Origin of the sequence: Streptomyces longisporus (genome assembly GCF_039532765.1) — a bacterium.
Classification (GTDB): domain Bacteria; phylum Actinomycetota; class Actinomycetes; order Streptomycetales; family Streptomycetaceae; genus Streptomyces; species Streptomyces longisporus.
Genome location: NZ_BAAASG010000027.1, coordinates 1 through 16,520 on the forward strand (window position 1 = coordinate 1; position 16,520 = coordinate 16,520).

Here is a 16,520-nt window from a genome sequence, read left to right on the forward strand (position 1 = left end):
GTGATCGGGTGACACATCACGAGAGCGGAACCGCCGGGCGGAATAAGCCCGGCCGTTCACAGCATCCTCGCTGTGTATTTCAAAGGAACCTCGCCACCAGGAAAAGCTTCCCGGTGTCGGGGTATCAACATATCTGGCGTTGATTTTTGGCACGCTGTTGAGTTCTCAAGGAACGGACGCTTCCTTTGTACTCACCCTCTCGGGCTTTCCTCCGGGCGCTTCCCTTCGGTCTTGCGTTTCCGACTCTATCAGACCGTTTCCGGTCCCGATTTCCTCGGTGCTTTCCAGGTTCCCGCTTTCGCGTTTCCCTTTCCTGCGGTTCCGACTCTATCAGATCCTTTCGGGCCTGACTCCCAGTCAGAGGGGCTGTCCTCCCGGCCGTTGGGCCGTTCCGACGAGTGAGACTTTAGCGGATTCCCGGCCCCCGAGCTAATCGGGGTCCGCGTCCTTTCGAACGTGGATTCCTCATTTCGCAAATACGCATGCCAATAAAGCGACGCCAGACGGATCGACTGGTCGTCGAGTAGTGGTTGGTACTTGCGAAGTGGCTGTCCGGGGACCGACCGCAGTCGGCGCTCACGTCGGACAACTCGGAGAACACTACGTAGCGCGCGGTGGTGTGTCAACTTGCCTCCGGGCCGCACCCGAGAGGCGTACCCTGAGCGTCATGACTACGCGTACGTGTACCCAGCAGTGGTGGGCCGCCTGACGGCGGCCGTACTCACGTATGCGTTCAACGGCCGCCGCCTCGGCGGCCGTTCTCGTTTCTCCCTCCAGAGCTCCTGAGGGCCGGCCGCCGGGACGGCGGTCTCGACCAGGAGGTGGAGAAGAGATGACGCGGGTTTTCAGTGGGGTCAAGCCGACCGGGCACCTGACGCTGGGGAACTACCTGGGAGCCATGCGGCAGTGGGCCGCGGTGGACCAGCACCGGGCGGACGCGCTGTTCTGCATCGTGGATCTGCATGCGCTGACCGTGGACCACGATCCGGCGCGGGTGCGCAGGCTCAGTCGGCAGGCGGCGACGCTGTTGCTGGCCGCGGGGCTGGATCCGGCGCTGTGCACCGTGTTCGTACAGAGTCATGTCGATGAGCACGCGCGGCTGTCGTACGTCCTCGAGTGTGTGGCGACCGACGGTGAGATGCGGCGGATGATCCAGTACAAGGAGAAGGCTGCGCGCGAGCGCGAGCGGGGTGGGAGTGTGCGGCTGTCCCTGTTGACGTATCCGGTGCTGATGGCGGCGGACATCCTGGTGTACGGGACGGACGAGGTGCCGGTGGGGGACGACCAGGCGCAGCATGTGGAGCTGACGCGGGATCTGGCAGTGCGGTTCAACCAGCGGTACGGGCATACGTTCGTGGTGCCGAAGGCCACGCTCCCGGCGGTCGCGGCGCGGGTCATGAATCTGCAGGATCCGACGTCGAAGATGGGGAAGTCGGACGACTCGGGGCCGGGGATCGTCTATCTGCTCGACGAGCCGGACGTGGTGCGGAAGAAGGTCATGCGGGCTGTGACCGACAGTGGGCGGGAGATCGTGTACGACCGGGAGGAGCGGCCCGGCGTGACGAATCTGCTGGAGATCCTGGCGGCCTGCACGGGTGGGAACCCGGAGGCTTTGAGCGGTGCATATGAGTCGTACGGGTCCTTGAAGAAGGACACCGCGGAGGCCGTGGTCGAGCTCCTCAGGCCCGTACAGGAGAGGCACAGGGCGCTGTGCGCTGATCCTGGCTATGTGGAGGGGGTGCTGCGGGATGGTGCGGAGAGGGCGCGGGCGTTGGCCCGGCCGACCGTCGATGCCGCTTATCGCGCGATCGGGTTGCTGCCGGCTGGTTCTGATACCGGTGCCGGTGTGGTGCTGAACGCGGCGCGGTAGGCGCGCGGGCTGGTGGCGAGGCGCGATGCGAAGTGCTGGCGCATCGTGACCTCGCTGCCGAAGCCGGCGCGGCGGGCCACTTCGGGCATGGGCAGGTCGGTGCGTTCGAGGAGTTTCTGCGCTGCGGCGATGCGCTGGTCGAGGAGCCAGCGGAGCGGGGGCGTGCCGGTCTGCGCGGTGAAGTGGCGGGCGAAACTGCGTGGGGACATGCCTGCGCGGGCGGCCAGGTCGGCGACGGTGAGCGGTTCGTGCAGGTGGCGTAGGGCGTGCTCGCGTACGGCGGCGAGGGTGTCGGCATCGCGGTCGGCGGGGGGTGTGGGGTGCTCGATGAACTGCGCCTGGGTGCCGGTGCGGAAGGGGGCGGTGACCATCGAGCGGGCGATGGTGGCTGCGGCTTCGGCGCCGTGGGACCGGCGGACGAGGTGGAGGCAGAGGTCGATGCCGGCTGCGGTGCCGGCAGCGGTCCAGAGGTTGTCGTCCTCGATGAACAGGGCGTCGGGGACGACGGTGACATGGGGGTGGTGTGCGCGGAGGAGGCTGACGAGGTTCCAGTGGGTGATGGCGCGGCGGCCGTCGAGGAGGCCGGCCTGGGCGAGGGTGAAGGCGCCGCCGCAGAGTGCCGCGATGGTGGTGCCGCGGGCGTGTGCGCGGCGGAGGGCGTCGAGAACGGGGGCCGGCGCGGGTGTGAGGTGGTCGTCGAGGCCTGGGATCACGATGAGGTCGGCGCGGGACAGCCAGCTGAGGGTGCGGTCGGGGTGGAGGGTGATGTCTCCGCGCATGGGGACGGGAGCGGTGGTGTCGGCGGCGACTCGGCGCAAGTCGAAGGCGGGGGCGCCGCGGTCGGTGCGGTCGGTGCCCCAGACCTCGGTGATGACGGAGACGTCGAAGGCGCGGATGCCGGGGAAGGCGACGAGGGCGACGCGATAGGGGTCCACTGCGGCGTTCTCCATGGTGGCAGTAAACCATCGATCGCTGACTTTTCACCCTCTGGGGCGGTGGTGCTCCCGGCAGGAGGATCGTGGGCATGGAGATTGCAGAGAACGCAGCGCTGGTGGTCGTGGACGTGCAGAAGGGCTTCGACGAGGCCGACTTCTGGGGGCCGCGGAACAACCCGGAGGCCGATGACAACATCGCTTCGCTCATCGACGTGTGGCAGGCGACGGAGCGGCCGGTCGTTTTCGTACGGCATGACTCGCCGAAGCCCCGGTCGCCGCTGCGGCCGGGGTACGAGGGGAACGGGTTCAAGGAGTATGTGGAGCAGCGGCGCGGGAAGGGCGCTGGTGGGGACGAGCTGTTGATCACGAAGACCGTGAACTCGGCCTTCTACGGGACGCCGGATCTGGGTGCCTGGCTGAAGGCGGAGGGCATTTCGCAGATCGTCGTGGCCGGGATCCAGACCAATATGTGCGTGGAGACGACGGCTCGTATGGGCGGCAATCTGGGCTACGACGTGCTGGTCGCGTATGACGCGACGTACACCTTCGATCTGGAGGGGCCGTTCGGCTGGCGGCGCAGTGCCGACGAGGTTGCGCAGGCGTCGGCGGTGTCGCTGCACGGGGGCGGTTTCGCGCGAGTGGTGGCCACGAAGGAGGTGGTGGACGCGGCGGGGTGACCGCCCCCGGCGGGCGCCAGGGCCTGTCGTTTGGATCAGGTCGTCTATAGCCGACGGCGCTTCCCGGCTGGCCCGAGCGGGGTCTGGTGCGTGCAGCTGCAAGGCGGAGGAGGGAGTCGACGCGGAGCGTCGGCGAGTGACGACTAGGCGGCTGGGGGTCCCCCACGCCCTTGAGGCAGTGGGGGAGCGCGTGCCAGACCCCGCGACGCCGGGCTGATCCAAACGACAGGCGCTAGTCCTTCTTGCCGGCGGCGAGTTCGCGGCTGCGGTCGCGGGCGGCTTCGAGGGCTGCGATGAGGGCGGCTCGGACACCGTGGTTCTCGAGTTCGCGGATGGCGTTGATGGTCGTGCCCGCGGGGGACGTGACGTTCTCGCGGAGCTTGACCGGGTGTTCGCCGCTGTCGCGGAGCATCGTCGCGGCGCCGATCGCGGACTGGACGATCAGGTCATGGGCCTTGTCGCGGGGCAGGCCGAGCAGGATGCCGGCGTCCGTCATGGCTTCGACCAGGTAGAAGAAGTACGCCGGGCCGGAGCCGGAGAGGGCGGTGCAGGCGTCCTGCTGGGACTCGGGGACGCGCAGCGTCTTGCCGACGGCGCCGAAGATCTCCTCGGCGTGGGCGAGGTGGTCGGCGGTGGCGTGGCTGCCGGCGGAGATGACGGACATGGCCTCGTCGACGAGGGCGGGGGTGTTCGTCATGACGCGGACGACCGGGGTGCCGGTGGCGAGGCGGTCCTCGATGGAGGCGGTGGTGATGCCGGCGGCTCCGCTGATGACCAGGCGGTCGGCGGGGACGTGGGGGGCGAGTTCGTCGAGGAGGGTGCCCATGTCCTGCGGCTTGACCGTGAGGATCAGGGTGTCGGCGGTCTTGGCGGCTTCCGGGTTGGTGACCGGGGAGACGCCGTAGCGGGTGCGGAGTTCTTCGGCTCGCTCCGGGCGGCGGGCGGTGACCAGGAGGTCGGCGGGGGCCCAGCCGCCGCGGATCATTCCGCTGAGCAGGGCTTCGCCGATCTTGCCGGTGCCGAGGACTGCGACTTTCTGGGTCATGGCTGGGGTGCCCTCCGGGGGTGCGTCGTCCGGGGTACATCGTCGCACCGGGGGTGGGTGGGTGGCTCGGCTGTCCGGTGGGCGGGATGTTGGCGGGTGGGTTCCCGTCGGGTTTCTCGCCCCCGCCGCCCTTACCCGTCCCGTCCCAGGGGCTCCGCCCCTTCGACCTCGCCAGGGGCTGCGCCCCCTGGACCCCCATCGGCCTGAACGGCCTCGTCCTCAAACGCCGGACGGGCTGAAAGATCCGGACCGCCCAGGAGAAAGCGAGCGGGCCGCGGTGACGAGGTTCATGCCGTCCTTCGCCTCAGTGTGGCCGCGCCCAAGCCCAGGACCAGCAGGGCGCAGCCGGCCACGATCAGGGTGTCTCGGATGAAGGTGGTGGTCATGTCGGTGTGTTTGAGGACCTCGTTCATGCCGTCCACGGCGTAGGACATGGGCAGGACGTCGGAGATCGCTTTCAGGGCCGGGTGCATGTTGTCGCGCGGGGTGAAAAGGCCGCAGAGGAGGAGCTGGGGGAAGATCACGGCCGGCATGAACTGGACCGCCTGGAATTCGGAGGCGGCGAAGGCCGAGACGAAGAGGCCGAGGGCGGTGCCGAGGAGGGCGTCCAGGAGGGCGACCAGAAGGAGCAGCCAGGGGCTGCCCGTGACGTCCAGGCCGAGGGACCAGACCGCGAGGCCCGTGGCCAGGGCGGACTGGATGATCGCGAGGGCGCCGAAGGCGAGGGCGTAGCCCGCGATCAGGTCGCCTTTGCCCAGCGGCATGGCGAGGAGGCGTTCGAGGGTGCCCGAGGTGCGTTCGCGCAGCGTGGCGATCGACGTGACCAGGAACATCGTGATGAGGGGGAAGATGCCGAGGAGTGAGGCGCCGATGTTGTCGAAGGTGCGCGGGCTGCCGTCGAAGACGTAGCGGAGCAGGAACAGCATCACGCAGGGGACGAGGATCATCAGCGCGATGGTGCGCGGGTCGTGGCGCAGCTGGCGCAGGACCCGGGCCGCGGTGGCGGCGGTGCGCGAGGCGTTCAGGGCGCCGGTGGGGGCGGGTGTCGTCGCCGTACCGGTCGTGGTCGTCGTCGTGGTCATCGGGTGGTCTCCTTCTCACGGGCGGCGGTGGCCGCCTCGTCGACCAGGTGCAGGAAGGCCGCCTCGACCGTTTCGGAGCCGGTGCGGGTGCGCAGGGCTTCGGGGGTGTCGTCGGCGAGGATCTCGCCCTCGCGCATCAGCAGGAGGCGGTGGCAGCGCTCGGCCTCGTCCATGACGTGGGAGGAGATGAGGAGGGTCGCGCCGCGGTCGGCGGCGATGGAGTGGAAGAGGGTCCACAGGTCGCGGCGGAGGACCGGGTCCAGGCCGACGGTGGGTTCGTCGAGGACCAGGAGTTCGGGGGTGCCCAGCAGGGCGACTGCCAGGGAGACGCGGTTGCGCTGGCCGCCGGAGAGGTTGCCGGCGAGGGCGTCGGCGTGGGAGGTGAGGTCGACGTCGGTGAGGACACGGTCGATCTCGTGGCGGCGGTCGGAGGCGATGGGGGCGCCCCCGCGCGAGCCCATTCGAGCGTGGGGGAGGCCCGGGGCGAGGATCGCCGCGAAGTAGTCGAGGTTCTGGCGGACCGTCAGGTCGTCGTAGACGGAGGGAGCCTGGGTGACGTAGCCGATGCGGGTGCGCAGGGTGGGGTGGCCGGCCGGGCTGCCCAGGACCTCCAGGGTGCCGGTGACCTTGGCCTGGGTGCCGACGATCGAACGCATGAGGGTCGACTTGCCACAGCCGGAGGGGCCGAGGAGGCCGGTGATCTGGCCGCGCGGGACGGTGAAGTCGAGGCCGCGCAGGACGGTGCGGGGGCCGCGGGTGACGGTGAGGCCTTCGGCTCGGACGGCGGGAGCAGGGGGGTCCGCGGTGCCGCCTTCGGAGTAATTCATCATGTGATGAATAATGCTCCGGGGTGGCGGCGCCGTCAAGCGATTCCCTCAGGGGGTGCGTTCGGCGGCGCAGGCGCGTGACGGCGCGATCGGAGGTGGAGGGTCCGGTCCGCACGCCTCCGCATTCACCGGCCGGAAACGCGAACCGGATGCGGAGCCAACTCCCGCTCCTGACAATGGATTTCACTTCGCCGTGCCCTCCCCCGGCTCGGCGCCCACGCATCTCCCCTCATCCGACGGAGGTGCTGTTGTCATGCGCTGTCGCATACGCAAGGCCGATCTGTTCGCTTCACTGGTCGTCTTCCTGGTCGCACTGCCGCTGTGTGTGGGCGTGGCCATCGCGTCCGGAGTCCCCGCCGAGCTGGGGCTGGTCACCGGGATCGTCGGCGGGCTGGTCGCCGGGGCACTGCCCGGCAGCAGCCTGCAGGTGAGCGGGCCGGCGGCCGGGCTGACGGTGCTCGTCCACGAGGCCGTCGACACGTACGGCGTCCAGGCGCTCGGCGTGCTGGTGTTGGGGGCCGGGCTGGTGCAGCTGGGGCTCGGGGCGCTACGGCTCGGGCGGTGGTTCCGGGCCGTGTCCGTGGCCGTGGTGCAGGGGATGCTAGCCGGGATCGGGCTGCTCCTGGTCGCCGGTCAGGTGTACGCGATGGGCGACGCGGCCGCGCCGGCGAGCGGGCCGGGGAAGATCGCCGGGCTGGTGTGGCTGCCCGGGCGGGTGGATGCGGGGGCGTTGTCAGTGGCGGGTGCCACTATGGCCGTACTGCTGCTGTGGCCGCGTTGGCGCAGGGGGGCGCGGGTGGTGCCTGCGCCGTTGGTCGCGGTGGCGGTGGTGTCGGCGGTGACCGGGGTGTTCGGCCCGGATGTGCGGCGGGTCGAGGTGCGGGGGCTCGTCGATGCGGTGCGGGTACCGGGGGCGGCGGACTTCGGGCGGCTTACGGAAGTGGGGGTGATCGGGACCGTTGTGGCGTTCGCTTTGATCGCGTCGGCGGAGTCGTTGTTCAGCGCGGCGGCCGTGGACCGGCAGCACCGGGGGCCGCGGACGGACTTCGACCGGGAGCTGATGGCGCAGGGCGCGGGGAACGCGGTGTGCGGGGTGCTGGGGGCGTTGCCGATGACCGCGGTGATCGTGCGCAGCGCGGCCAACGTGCAGGCGGGGGCGCGGACCAAGGCTTCGCGGGTGCTGCACGGGGGGTGGCTGCTGCTGTTCACGGTCGTCCTGCCCGGGGTGCTCGGACTGATTCCGGTGGCGGCCCTGGCCGCGCTGCTGGTGCACGCCGGGTGCAGGCTCCTGCCGGTGCGGGAGGTGCGGGTGCTGTGGCGCGAGCACCGCGGGGAGGTCGTGGTGCTGGCGGTGACGGCTGTGGCGATCGTGCTGGGGAATCTGCTGGAGGGGGTGTTGGTGGGTCTGACGCTGGCCGTGGTGAAGACGGCGTGGGACATCAGCCATGTGCATGTGGAGACCGAGGACCGGGGCGAGGCGGGGATCGTCGTACGGGTGCTGGGGCATGCGACGTTCCTGCGGCTGCCGAAGCTGCTGGACGCCTTGGAGGCACTGCCGCACGACCGGGAGGTGCGGCTGGAGTTGGGCGGGCTGCGGCATGTGGACCATGCGTGTGCGGCGGCCCTGGAGGGGTGGGCCGCCGCGCGGGGTCATGAGTTGATGGCCACGAGCAGGTCGACGACGTAGGTCTCCTCCAGGATCCCGTCCGGGAAGGCGGCGAGCAGGTGGTCGCGCTCGTCGCCGAGGATGGCCGCCCGGCGTTCCTCGCTCTGCACGAGGAACATCGAGTGGCTGCCGATGTTGGCGAGGTGCGTGTCGATGGTGACCGGGCGGCTCCAGCGGACATGACGGCGGGTGAAGTCGAGGACGCCGGTCGGGTCGGCGAGAGAGGTGGGGGCTCCGTTGCCGGTCCTGTCGACCTCCCGCCTGATGCCGAAGTGGCGCTCCAGGCGGCCCGCTTGGGCAGCCTGCCACGGGACGCCGACGTCAGTCGTGTTCCACCACAGGGCCAGCGCTCCGCCCGGCCGCAGTACACGCAGGGCCTCCGGGACCGAGCGGGCGGGCTCGGTCCAGTGCCAGGCCTGGGCGTAGGTGAGGAGGTCGGCGGAGGCGGTGGCGAGCGGCAGCTCGTTGCCGTTGCCCCGGACCATCGGGAGGCCGGGGTGGGCGCGGCGGAACTCGACGGCCATCCCGTCGCCGGGCTCCACGGCGACGACGTCCGCGCCACGGGCGGCCAGAAGCGCGGTCGCGATGCCGGTGCCGGCGCCGATGTCCGCGACGCGGGCGCCCTTGAGGGGCTGGCCGGCCAGATCCTCGATGGCGTCGAAGAGGGCCGCTGGGTAGGAGGGGCGGTTGGCGGCGTACTGGGCTGCGGCGGCGTTGAAGGAGTGGGCGCGGGTGGGCTGCGAGGCGGTCATCAGGCCATGGTGGCGTGGGTTGGGTGCAGGGGGCAGGGAGTTTTCGGTGAGAGAACCTCGCTCTGCCGGGCGGGGGTCTGTCCTGCGCGCCGGGTTGCGCGATGCCTGGCTGAGGCCGCGGGCCGGACTGCACCGCGGGGCGGCGGCCGATGACAGCCGTAGCTTCGACGATCCGTTCAACTCCGTGCGCGCGCCGGCAACACTGCCTGGGGCGAACCTGCGGGCATGTTGGACCGGTACGGGCGGAGCCCAGCGGCGCCTCGCGAAACGCCCCCGCCGAGCCGAGCCCAGCACTCGCCGGGGCCGGAGCTCAGCACCACCCAGCCGATCGCCCCAGGCTGTTCGTCGCAGAGTGAGCCGAGCTCGGCAGCGCCCGGCAGATCAGCCCCAGCCGAACCGAACCCGCGGAGCTGCCGGCCGATTCGCTCCTGGCCAGGCCAAGCCCAGCGCCCTCGGCTCGTCAGCCCCGAGCAAGCCAGTGCCCCGCCCCATCAGGCCCCGGCCGAGCAAGCCCGGCAGCCCCCGTCGATCAACCCCCGGCCAAACCAAGCCCGTCGCTCCCAACCGCCCGCCGCCAGCCGACCGGAGGGGACCTCTCAGGAACGCCGGCGTTTCTTCGACGGGTTGCCTGTGCGGCGGGTGGTGCGGTTCTTGTGTTGGGTGAGGGCTGCCTCGTACTCCTCCCGGTGGAGTTTTTCGCCGGGGGCCTCCGTGAGGGAGCGGAAGAAGTAGGCGAGGAGGGAGCCGACGAAGCCGATGGCCAGGAGGCCGCGGAGGGAGGCCTGGCGGGAGGGGTCGGGGCGCTTTCCGAAGCCGTCCCAGGTGTTGCGGAAGGCGAGGGCGCTGCAGATCGCGAACATGACCACGATGAGCACGGCCACGAAGGCGCCGCTGTCGGCGAGTTGGAGGCCCTGGTAGGCGAGACGGAGGACCACGCAGGAGGCGGCGGCGGTCACGAGGGAACCGGCGGCCACCCCGACGCGGCGGGATGTGTAGCCGTTGTCGTGGTTCACCCAGGTGGTGCCGAAGAAGCGCAGGGGTTCTGGGCGGGGACCGCCGGTGGAGCCCGCGGTGCCCTCGGTGCCGGTTTCGTCGCTCACGGGACGATTATGGCTCCGGGGCGGGCGCGGGCTCCCTTCGGGGATCAGCCGCAGCGGGAGGCTACGTAGCCGTCGCTGCCGGTGTTGGCGCAGGTGTCGGAGACGTATTCGCCGCTGTCGATGTTGTCCCGGATGTTCGATGTGCCGTAGTAGCCCGAGACGTCGTGCCCGGCCTCTGGCAGTAGATCGGGACCCTTGTGTCCGCGGGCAGGACCCGCACGATGGTGTAGTTCGTGCCGGGTCCACCGCGAACGTTCAGCCGCACCCCTGGAACCGTCGGGTAAGTGGGCACGGTCGTCGCGTCCGCCGTGGTCGCCTAATACGAAAATCCCCGCTGCCTATCCGTTCCCGCAGTTCATGCGGCCTCAGCTGTCTGGAGGGTGACTTGGTAACCGAGTTGGTTGAGCTGGCTCACCAGGCGCCGGGTCTGCCGGGCGCGGCCGGTACGTTCGAGGAAGTACTGGCCGCCGAGGTCGGCGTACTCGATGTCGTGGATCAGCATGTGCCACATCGCGATCAGCACCGAGTGCTCGACGGCGACCAGGGCGCGCTTCTTGCCGCGGCGGGCGGCGATCCGTCGGTACCGGGCGGCAAGGTAGGTGTTCTTGGAGCGGGCGGCGGAGACCGCGGTCTGGCCGAGCACCGCCTTGAGCCACGGGTTGCCGTGCCGGGTCTTCCCGGTGGGCTGTTTGCCGGCCGATTCGTGGTTGCCGGGGCAGACACCGGCCCAGGAGGCCAGGTGGGCCGCGCTGCCGAACCGGCCCATGTCCGCGCCGGTCTCGGCCAGGATGACCGGGGCGGTGCGCGGGCTCACGCCGGGAATGGTCACCAGCAGGGCGAGCTGGCGGCGAAAGGGCGCCACCTGCTGCTCGATCCGCTCGGTCAGCCGGGCCTCGGTGGCCGTGCAGGCATCGACGCGGTCCAGCATGGTCCGGGCGAGAAAAGCGTGATGGTCGCCGAACCGTCCGGTCAACGCCTCGACCAGGACCGAACGCTTGCCGCGCATGCTGCCCCTGGCCATCTCCGCCAGGACCTGCGGGTCACGCTCGCCGCGGATCAGCGCCTCCAGCATCGCCCGGCCGGAGACACCGAGGATGTCGGAGACCACGGACGACAGCTTGATCCCGGCGTCCTCCAGGAGCTTCTCCAGCCGCTGGGCCTCGCGGGTGCGCTCGCGGATCACCTCGGTGCGATACCGCGTGAGGTCGCGCAACTGCCGGATCGGCTCGGGCGGCACGAACGAGGGGCGGACCAGACCGTGTTCGACCAGCTCGGCGATCCACTCGGCGTCCTTGACGTCGGTCTTCCGGCCCGGCACCGCCTTCATGTGACGGGCGTTGAGCAACCAGCATTCGATGTCGTGTTCCAGCAGGTAGAAGATCGGCTTCCAGTAGATGCCGGTGGCCTCCATCCCGACCAGGGTGACGCCCTCGGCCAGCAGCCAGTCCCGCATCGCCAGCAGGTCGCGGGTCATGGTGGAGAAGGTCCGGGTCTCCTTGCGGCGCCGTTTGCCGGGCCCGGGAACACGGATCGTGACCTTCACGTCCGCCTTGCTGATGTCGATCCCCGCACAGCGCTCGTGCAGCACTTCCATTGCCCCGGCACCCCCTCCCGACGACGGCCGCGAGCACGCGACCGCCCGGCAGGGGTCCGGCAGGCGGAAGACTCTAATACGCGTGCTCGGAGCAACACTTCCGGGTGCCTGTCGAGCGACCCCCAGCGTCCTACTAACCCTCGGGCTCGATCACGCCATTGCGGCTCGACGTCCGCCGGACGGCCACCCACCCGATTTTCACCCGCTCAGGGTGGCCCCACCAGGGGCTCGGATTACTAACCCGCCATGAGAAGGGCACCGGCCGCGCCCCGGAAAGGGCGGACCCACGTCTCCGGGGCGGGCGCGGGCTCCCTTCGGGGATCAGCCGCAGCGCGGGGCCACGTAGCCGTCGCTGCCGGTGAGGACGTAGGCGTCCGAGACGAACTGGCTGTCGTCGATGTTGTCCCAGATGTCCGAGGTGCCGTACGGACCCGACACCCAGGTCCCCGGGGTCTGGCAGTAGATCGGGACCTTCGCGCCTTCGGGCAGGATCCGGACGATGCTGTACTGGGTCCCCGGGCCGCTGCGGACATTGAGGCGGACGCCCGGTGCCACCGAGTAGTAGCGCACGGACGTCGTGACGGCGGCGGCCGTCGTGACGGCCTCCCCCTCGTCTCTCGCGGCCTCGTCGATGCGGTCAACAGACATGAAAAACCTCCCCCGTTGTGCCCCATGAAAGCCATGGGGTCCCGTTCATTCCCCTAAAACGCGCCATGAAACACGCGTACGTAACTGGCACGCGAACGCTAGCAAGCCGCCTCCGTATCGCACGAGTCATCGACTAGGCTCCGTGCGTCGCGCGCGGACGAACAGTACGGGGGTGGTTCCATGGCGCCGCAGCAGAACAACGGAGCGGGCGCGGAAGCGGAACTTCCCGAGTACGCCGGTCACTATCGCCTGGAGTCATGTCTGGGCTCGGGCGGCATGGGTGTCGTGCACCTCGCGCGGAGCACCTCCGGCATGAAGCTCGCGGTGAAGGTCGTGCACGCCGAGTTCGCCAAGGACCCCGAGTTCAGAGGGCGTTTCCGGCAGGAGGTGGCGGCGGCGCGACGGGTGAGCGGTGCCTTCACGGCGTCCGTCGTCGACGCCGATCCCGAAGCGGAACGGCCGTGGATGGCCACACTGTTCATTCCGGGACCGACCCTCTCCGACCATGTGAAGCGGAACGGGCCGATGCCCCCGGCCCAGCTGCGCCGGCTGATGGCGGGACTGGCCGAGGCACTGCGCGACATCCATCGGGTCGGGGTGGTGCACCGGGATCTGAAACCGAGCAATGTGCTGCTCGCCGAGGACGGTCCCAAGGTCATCGACTTCGGTATTTCTCGGCCAAAGGACAGCGAGCTGCGGACCGAGACCGGGAAATTGATCGGTACTCCGCCGTTCATGGCGCCCGAGCAGTTCCGGCGGCCCCGGGAGGTCGGGCCCGCCGCCGACATCTTCGCGCTCGGGTCCGTGCTGGTGCATGCGGCGACGGGCCGCGGCCCCTTCGACTCCGACAGCCCATACGTGGTCGCCTACCAGGTCGTGCACGACGAGCCGGACCTGACCGGCGTAGCGGAGGACCTTTCGCCGCTCGTCCTGCGCTGCCTCGCCAAGGAGCCCGAGGACCGGCCCACCCCGGACGAGCTGATGCGTGAACTGCGGTCGGTTGCGGCCTCGTACGACACGCAGGCGTTCATACCGGCGCAGCGGCGGACGGTCGAGGCCCCGCCGGCTCCGGAACCCCTCATCGAGGAGCCGGAGTCGGTGCCGCAGCGGCCGTCCAAGGGACGCCTGCGCAAGAAGGTGCTGCTGGCGGCCGGGGCGCTCGTGCTCATGGCGGGCGGGCTGTTCGCCACGGATCAACTGCTCGGTGACGCACCCGCCCCGTCACACGGCACGGCGCCCACCGCGTCCCCCGCGGGGTTCCGTCCGTGGACGGCGAAGCCCGTGTCCGGGAGCGAGGGGCCGGTCCGCTGTTCGTACGGAGCGGGAAAGCTGCTCTGCGCCCAGCCCGGCCTGGTGTTCGCCCTCGACCCCTCGGACGGCGCTCTGCTGTGGCGCCACCGCACCGACACCACCCGTTGGATCGCTCCGCCGGTCCTGTCGGGCGGTCTCGTACAGCTGCCCCTCGCCGACCGGGGCCGGCGTCTGGAGGCGCTCGATCCCGCCTCCGGCAAGGCGCGCTGGGAGCGGAAGGTGCCGGCGTACGACTCGGTGCAGCCGGTCGGGAGCATGCTTCTGCTGGTCCGTGCGGACGGCAAGGTCACCGGCGTGGACAGCGCGTCCGGCACCACCAGGTGGTCCCGGGCGATACCGGGGCAAACGGCGCTGGCCTTCTCCTCCTTCGCCGGTGATCCGACGGCGTACCTGGCGAGCGTCTCCGGCGACGGGTCGAGCACGCGCGTCAGTGCCGTGGATCCCGTCAGGGGTGAGGTGCGGTGGGACGCCCGGCTGAAGGGCGCCCTGCAGCCCTGCGGCTCCTCGGGCGGCTCCGTTTTCTTCACGGCCGTCGACAGGGTCTACGGCGATACGCAGGCGGTGGTCCGCTACGACCCGCGGTCCGGGTCGACGCGGAGAGCGGCGCTTCCCCTCCCTCTGACGAGCGCCCGTGCCGGCGTACGCGAGGGCGTGGTCCAGCTGCTGGCCACCGGTGGCTCCCTGGCGGCCGTCGACACGGGCACGGGCAAGGAGCTGTGGACCATCGAGACCTCGGTGAGCCGGGGATCGGCACCGGTCTCCGACGGCCGCCATGTCTACGTCAGTGCCGCCGACGGACGGCTGCTCGCGGTGGACGCCCGCAAGGGGATCCTGGAAGGGCAGACTCCGGCCCGTCTGGGCAGGAACCAGGACCAGGTGATGGACACCATCCCCGCGCCCGTCCTCGCCGACGGCCATGTCTACGCCACCGCGCCCGACGGGACCGTCTTCGCCGTGGACGCCCGCAGTCCGGCGGCCTGGTAGCACGCGAAAGAGGCCGCCCCGAAGAGACGGCCCCTCACTGCACGAACAACCTCAGCCCAGCTTCGACACGTCCCGCACCGCGCCCTTGTCCGCGCTGGTCGCCATCGCCGCGTAGGCCCGCAGGGCCGCCGACACCTTGCGCTCCCGGTTCTTGGGCGCGTACACGCCGCCCAGGGCCTGCTCGCGGCGGGCGAGCTCGGCCTGGTCGACCAGGAGCTCGATCGTGCGGTTCGGGATGTCGATGCGGATGCGGTCGCCGTCCTCGACGAGGGCGATCGTGCCGCCGGAGGCCGCCTCCGGGGAGGCGTGGCCGATCGAGAGGCCCGAGGTGCCGCCGGAGAAGCGGCCGTCGGTGATCAGGGCGCAGGTCTTGCCGAGGCCGCGGCCCTTGAGGAAGGACGTCGGGTAGAGCATCTCCTGCATGCCCGGGCCGCCCTTGGGGCCCTCGTAGCGGATGACCACGACATCGCCGTCGGTCACCTGCTTGTTGAGGATCTTCTCGACGGCCTCCTCCTGCGACTCGCAGACGACCGCCGGGCCCTCGAAGGTCCAGATCGACTCGTCGACGCCCGCCGTCTTGACCACGCAGCCGTCGACGGCGAGGTTGCCCTTGAGGACCGCGAGGCCGCCGTCCTTGGAGTACGCGTGCTCGGCGGAGCGGATGCAGCCCTCCGCCGCGTCCTCGTCCAGCGCCTCCCAGCGCTCGGACTGGGAGAAGGCCTCGGCGGAACGGACGCAGCCGGGGGCCGCGTGCCACAGTTCCACGGCCTCGGGGGACGGGGAGCCGCCTCGCACGTCCCACGTCTTCAGCCAGTCCGCCAGGGACGGGCTGTGCACCGCGTGCACGTCCTCGTTGAGGAGACCGGCGCGGTGCAGTTCGCCCAGCAGGGCCGGGATGCCGCCGGCGCGGTGCACGTCCTCCATGTAGTACGTGCGGGTCTTCGCGACGTTCGGCGCGACCTTCGCCAGGCATGGCACGCGCCGCGAGACCTCGTTGATCTCCTCCAGGCCGAACGGGACGCCCGCCTCCTGGGCCGCGGCCAGCAGGTGCAGGATCGTGTTCGTCGAGCCGCCCATCGCGATGTCGAGGGCCATCGCGTTCTCGAAGGCGGAGAAGGTCGCGATCGAGCGCGGCAGGACCGTGTCGTCGTCCTGCTCGTAGTAGCGGCGGGTGATGTCCATGACGGTGCGGGCAGCGTCGACGTAGAGCTGCTTGCGGGCCGTGTGGGTGGCCAGGACGGAGCCGTTGCCGGGCAGTGAGAGGCCGATGGCCTCGGTCAGGCAGTTCATCGAGTTGGCGGTGAACATGCCGGAGCAGGAGCCGCAGGTCGGACAGGCGTTCTCCTCGATACGGAGGATGTCCTCGTCCGAGATCTTGTCGTTCACGGCGTCCGAGATCGCGTCGACCAGGTCGAGCGTGCGGACCGTGCCGTCGACGAGGGTGGCGCGGCCGGCCTCCATGGGGCCGCCGGAGACGAAGACCGTCGGGATGTTCAGGCGCAGCGCCGCCATCAGCATGCCGGGCGTGATCTTGTCGCAGTTGGAGATGCAGACCAGGGCGTCGGCGCAGTGCGCCTCGACCATGTACTCCACGCTGTCCGCGATCAGGTCGCGGGAGGGCAGGGAGTACAGCATGCCGCCGTGGCCCATCGCGATGCCGTCGTCCACGGCGATCGTGTTGAACTCGCGCGGGATGCCGCCCGCCTCGGTGATCGCCTCGCTGACGATCCGGCCGACCGGCTGCAGATGGGTGTGGCCCGGCACGAACTCCGTGAAGGAGTTGGCGACCGCGATGATCGGCTTGCGGCCGATGTCCGCGCCGGGTACACCGGAGGCGCGCATAAGGGCGCGGGCGCCCGCCATGTTGCGGCCGTGGGTGACTGTGCGGGACCTCAGCTCGGGCATCGTCGCTCGCTCCTTCGGAGAGTTCTGACTGAGTCGAGCGTACGCCCGTTGCTCCAAGGGATGGACACTGTGTCCGGAATGCGGGACGTGTGTCTCGTTCACAGGGCAGGGACCGCGCATCGGG

13 protein-coding genes and 1 pseudogene are annotated in these 16,520 nt (G+C 70.3%); 4 read left to right on the forward strand and 10 right to left on the reverse strand.

All coding sequences use genetic code 11. From position 1 onward, the window contains the following. Window positions 1-832 precede the first annotated feature (832 nt). Window positions 833-1,870, forward strand: a complete 1,038-nt coding sequence (gene trpS / locus ABD355_RS40420; RefSeq protein WP_344406186.1) for a tryptophan--tRNA ligase — start codon at window positions 833-835, stop codon at window positions 1,868-1,870. On the opposite strand, the gene ABD355_RS40425 is transcribed toward trpS, so the two are convergent. Beyond that, window positions 1,798-2,820: a GlxA family transcriptional regulator gene (locus ABD355_RS40425; RefSeq protein ID WP_344406187.1), complete on the reverse strand. Its 1,023-nt coding sequence runs from the start codon at window positions 2,818-2,820 to the stop codon at window positions 1,798-1,800. The genes trpS and ABD355_RS40425 overlap by 73 nt on opposite strands. Before the next feature lie 74 nt (window positions 2,821-2,894). On the opposite strand from ABD355_RS40425, the gene ABD355_RS40430 reads away from it, so the two are divergent. Then, window positions 2,895-3,482 carry a cysteine hydrolase family protein gene (locus tag ABD355_RS40430; RefSeq protein ID WP_344406188.1) on the forward strand — a complete coding sequence of 196 codons (588 nt, stop codon included), beginning with the start codon at window positions 2,895-2,897 and terminating at the stop codon, window positions 3,480-3,482. Between the two features lie 232 nt (window positions 3,483-3,714). On the opposite strand, the gene proC is transcribed toward ABD355_RS40430, so the two are convergent. From proC to ABD355_RS40445, 3 genes are all read right to left on the reverse strand, one after another. Continuing rightward, window positions 3,715-4,527, reverse strand: coding sequence for a pyrroline-5-carboxylate reductase (gene proC, locus ABD355_RS40435; protein WP_344406189.1), 813 nt, complete (start codon window positions 4,525-4,527; stop codon window positions 3,715-3,717). Between the two features lie 287 nt (window positions 4,528-4,814). Then, a complete protein-coding gene (locus ABD355_RS40440) occupies window positions 4,815-5,609 on the reverse strand; it encodes an ABC transporter permease (protein ID WP_344406190.1) in 795 nt (264 codons plus the stop codon). Further along, window positions 5,606-6,439: an ABC transporter ATP-binding protein gene (locus tag ABD355_RS40445; RefSeq protein WP_344406191.1), complete on the reverse strand. Its 834-nt coding sequence runs from the start codon at window positions 6,437-6,439 to the stop codon at window positions 5,606-5,608. The genes ABD355_RS40440 and ABD355_RS40445 overlap by 4 nt, the downstream gene beginning before the upstream one ends. A gap of 250 nt (window positions 6,440-6,689) precedes the next feature. Here ABD355_RS40445 and ABD355_RS40450 point away from each other — a divergent pair, with 250 nt between their 5' ends. Next, window positions 6,690-8,123, forward strand: coding sequence for a SulP family inorganic anion transporter (locus ABD355_RS40450; protein WP_344406192.1), 1,434 nt, complete (start codon window positions 6,690-6,692; stop codon window positions 8,121-8,123). Here ABD355_RS40450 and ABD355_RS40455 read toward each other — a convergent pair. From ABD355_RS40455 to ABD355_RS40475, 5 genes and pseudogenes are all read right to left on the reverse strand, one after another. After that, on the reverse strand, window positions 8,087-8,854 hold the full coding sequence (locus tag ABD355_RS40455; protein ID WP_344406193.1) for a class I SAM-dependent methyltransferase: 768 nt from the start codon (window positions 8,852-8,854) through the stop codon (window positions 8,087-8,089). The two genes, ABD355_RS40450 and ABD355_RS40455, sit on opposite strands and share 37 nt — an antisense overlap. Before the next feature lie 596 nt (window positions 8,855-9,450). Beyond that, window positions 9,451-9,954: an EamA/RhaT family transporter gene (locus ABD355_RS40460; RefSeq protein WP_344406194.1), complete on the reverse strand. Its 504-nt coding sequence runs from the start codon at window positions 9,952-9,954 to the stop codon at window positions 9,451-9,453. 44 nt (window positions 9,955-9,998) lie between these two features. After that, window positions 9,999-10,246, reverse strand: a pseudogene (locus ABD355_RS40465) (SH3 domain-containing protein). Window positions 10,247-10,309: 63 nt separating this feature from the next. Further along, the gene (locus ABD355_RS40470) at window positions 10,310-11,548 is read right to left on the reverse strand and encodes an IS110 family RNA-guided transposase (RefSeq protein ID WP_344406195.1); all 1,239 of its coding nucleotides are present in this window, start codon (window positions 11,546-11,548) and stop codon (window positions 10,310-10,312) included. Between the two features lie 321 nt (window positions 11,549-11,869). After that, a complete protein-coding gene (locus tag ABD355_RS40475; protein ID WP_344406197.1) occupies window positions 11,870-12,196 on the reverse strand; it encodes an SH3 domain-containing protein in 327 nt (108 codons plus the stop codon). A gap of 180 nt (window positions 12,197-12,376) precedes the next feature. On the opposite strand from ABD355_RS40475, the gene ABD355_RS40480 reads away from it, so the two are divergent. Next, on the forward strand, window positions 12,377-14,491 hold the full coding sequence (locus ABD355_RS40480; protein ID WP_344406198.1) for a protein kinase domain-containing protein: 2,115 nt from the start codon (window positions 12,377-12,379) through the stop codon (window positions 14,489-14,491). A gap of 51 nt (window positions 14,492-14,542) precedes the next feature. Here the strand turns inward: ABD355_RS40480 and ilvD are convergent, their stop codons facing one another. After that, window positions 14,543-16,396, reverse strand: a complete 1,854-nt coding sequence (gene ilvD / locus ABD355_RS40485; protein ID WP_344406199.1) for a dihydroxy-acid dehydratase — start codon at window positions 16,394-16,396, stop codon at window positions 14,543-14,545. Window positions 16,397-16,520 lie beyond the last annotated feature (124 nt).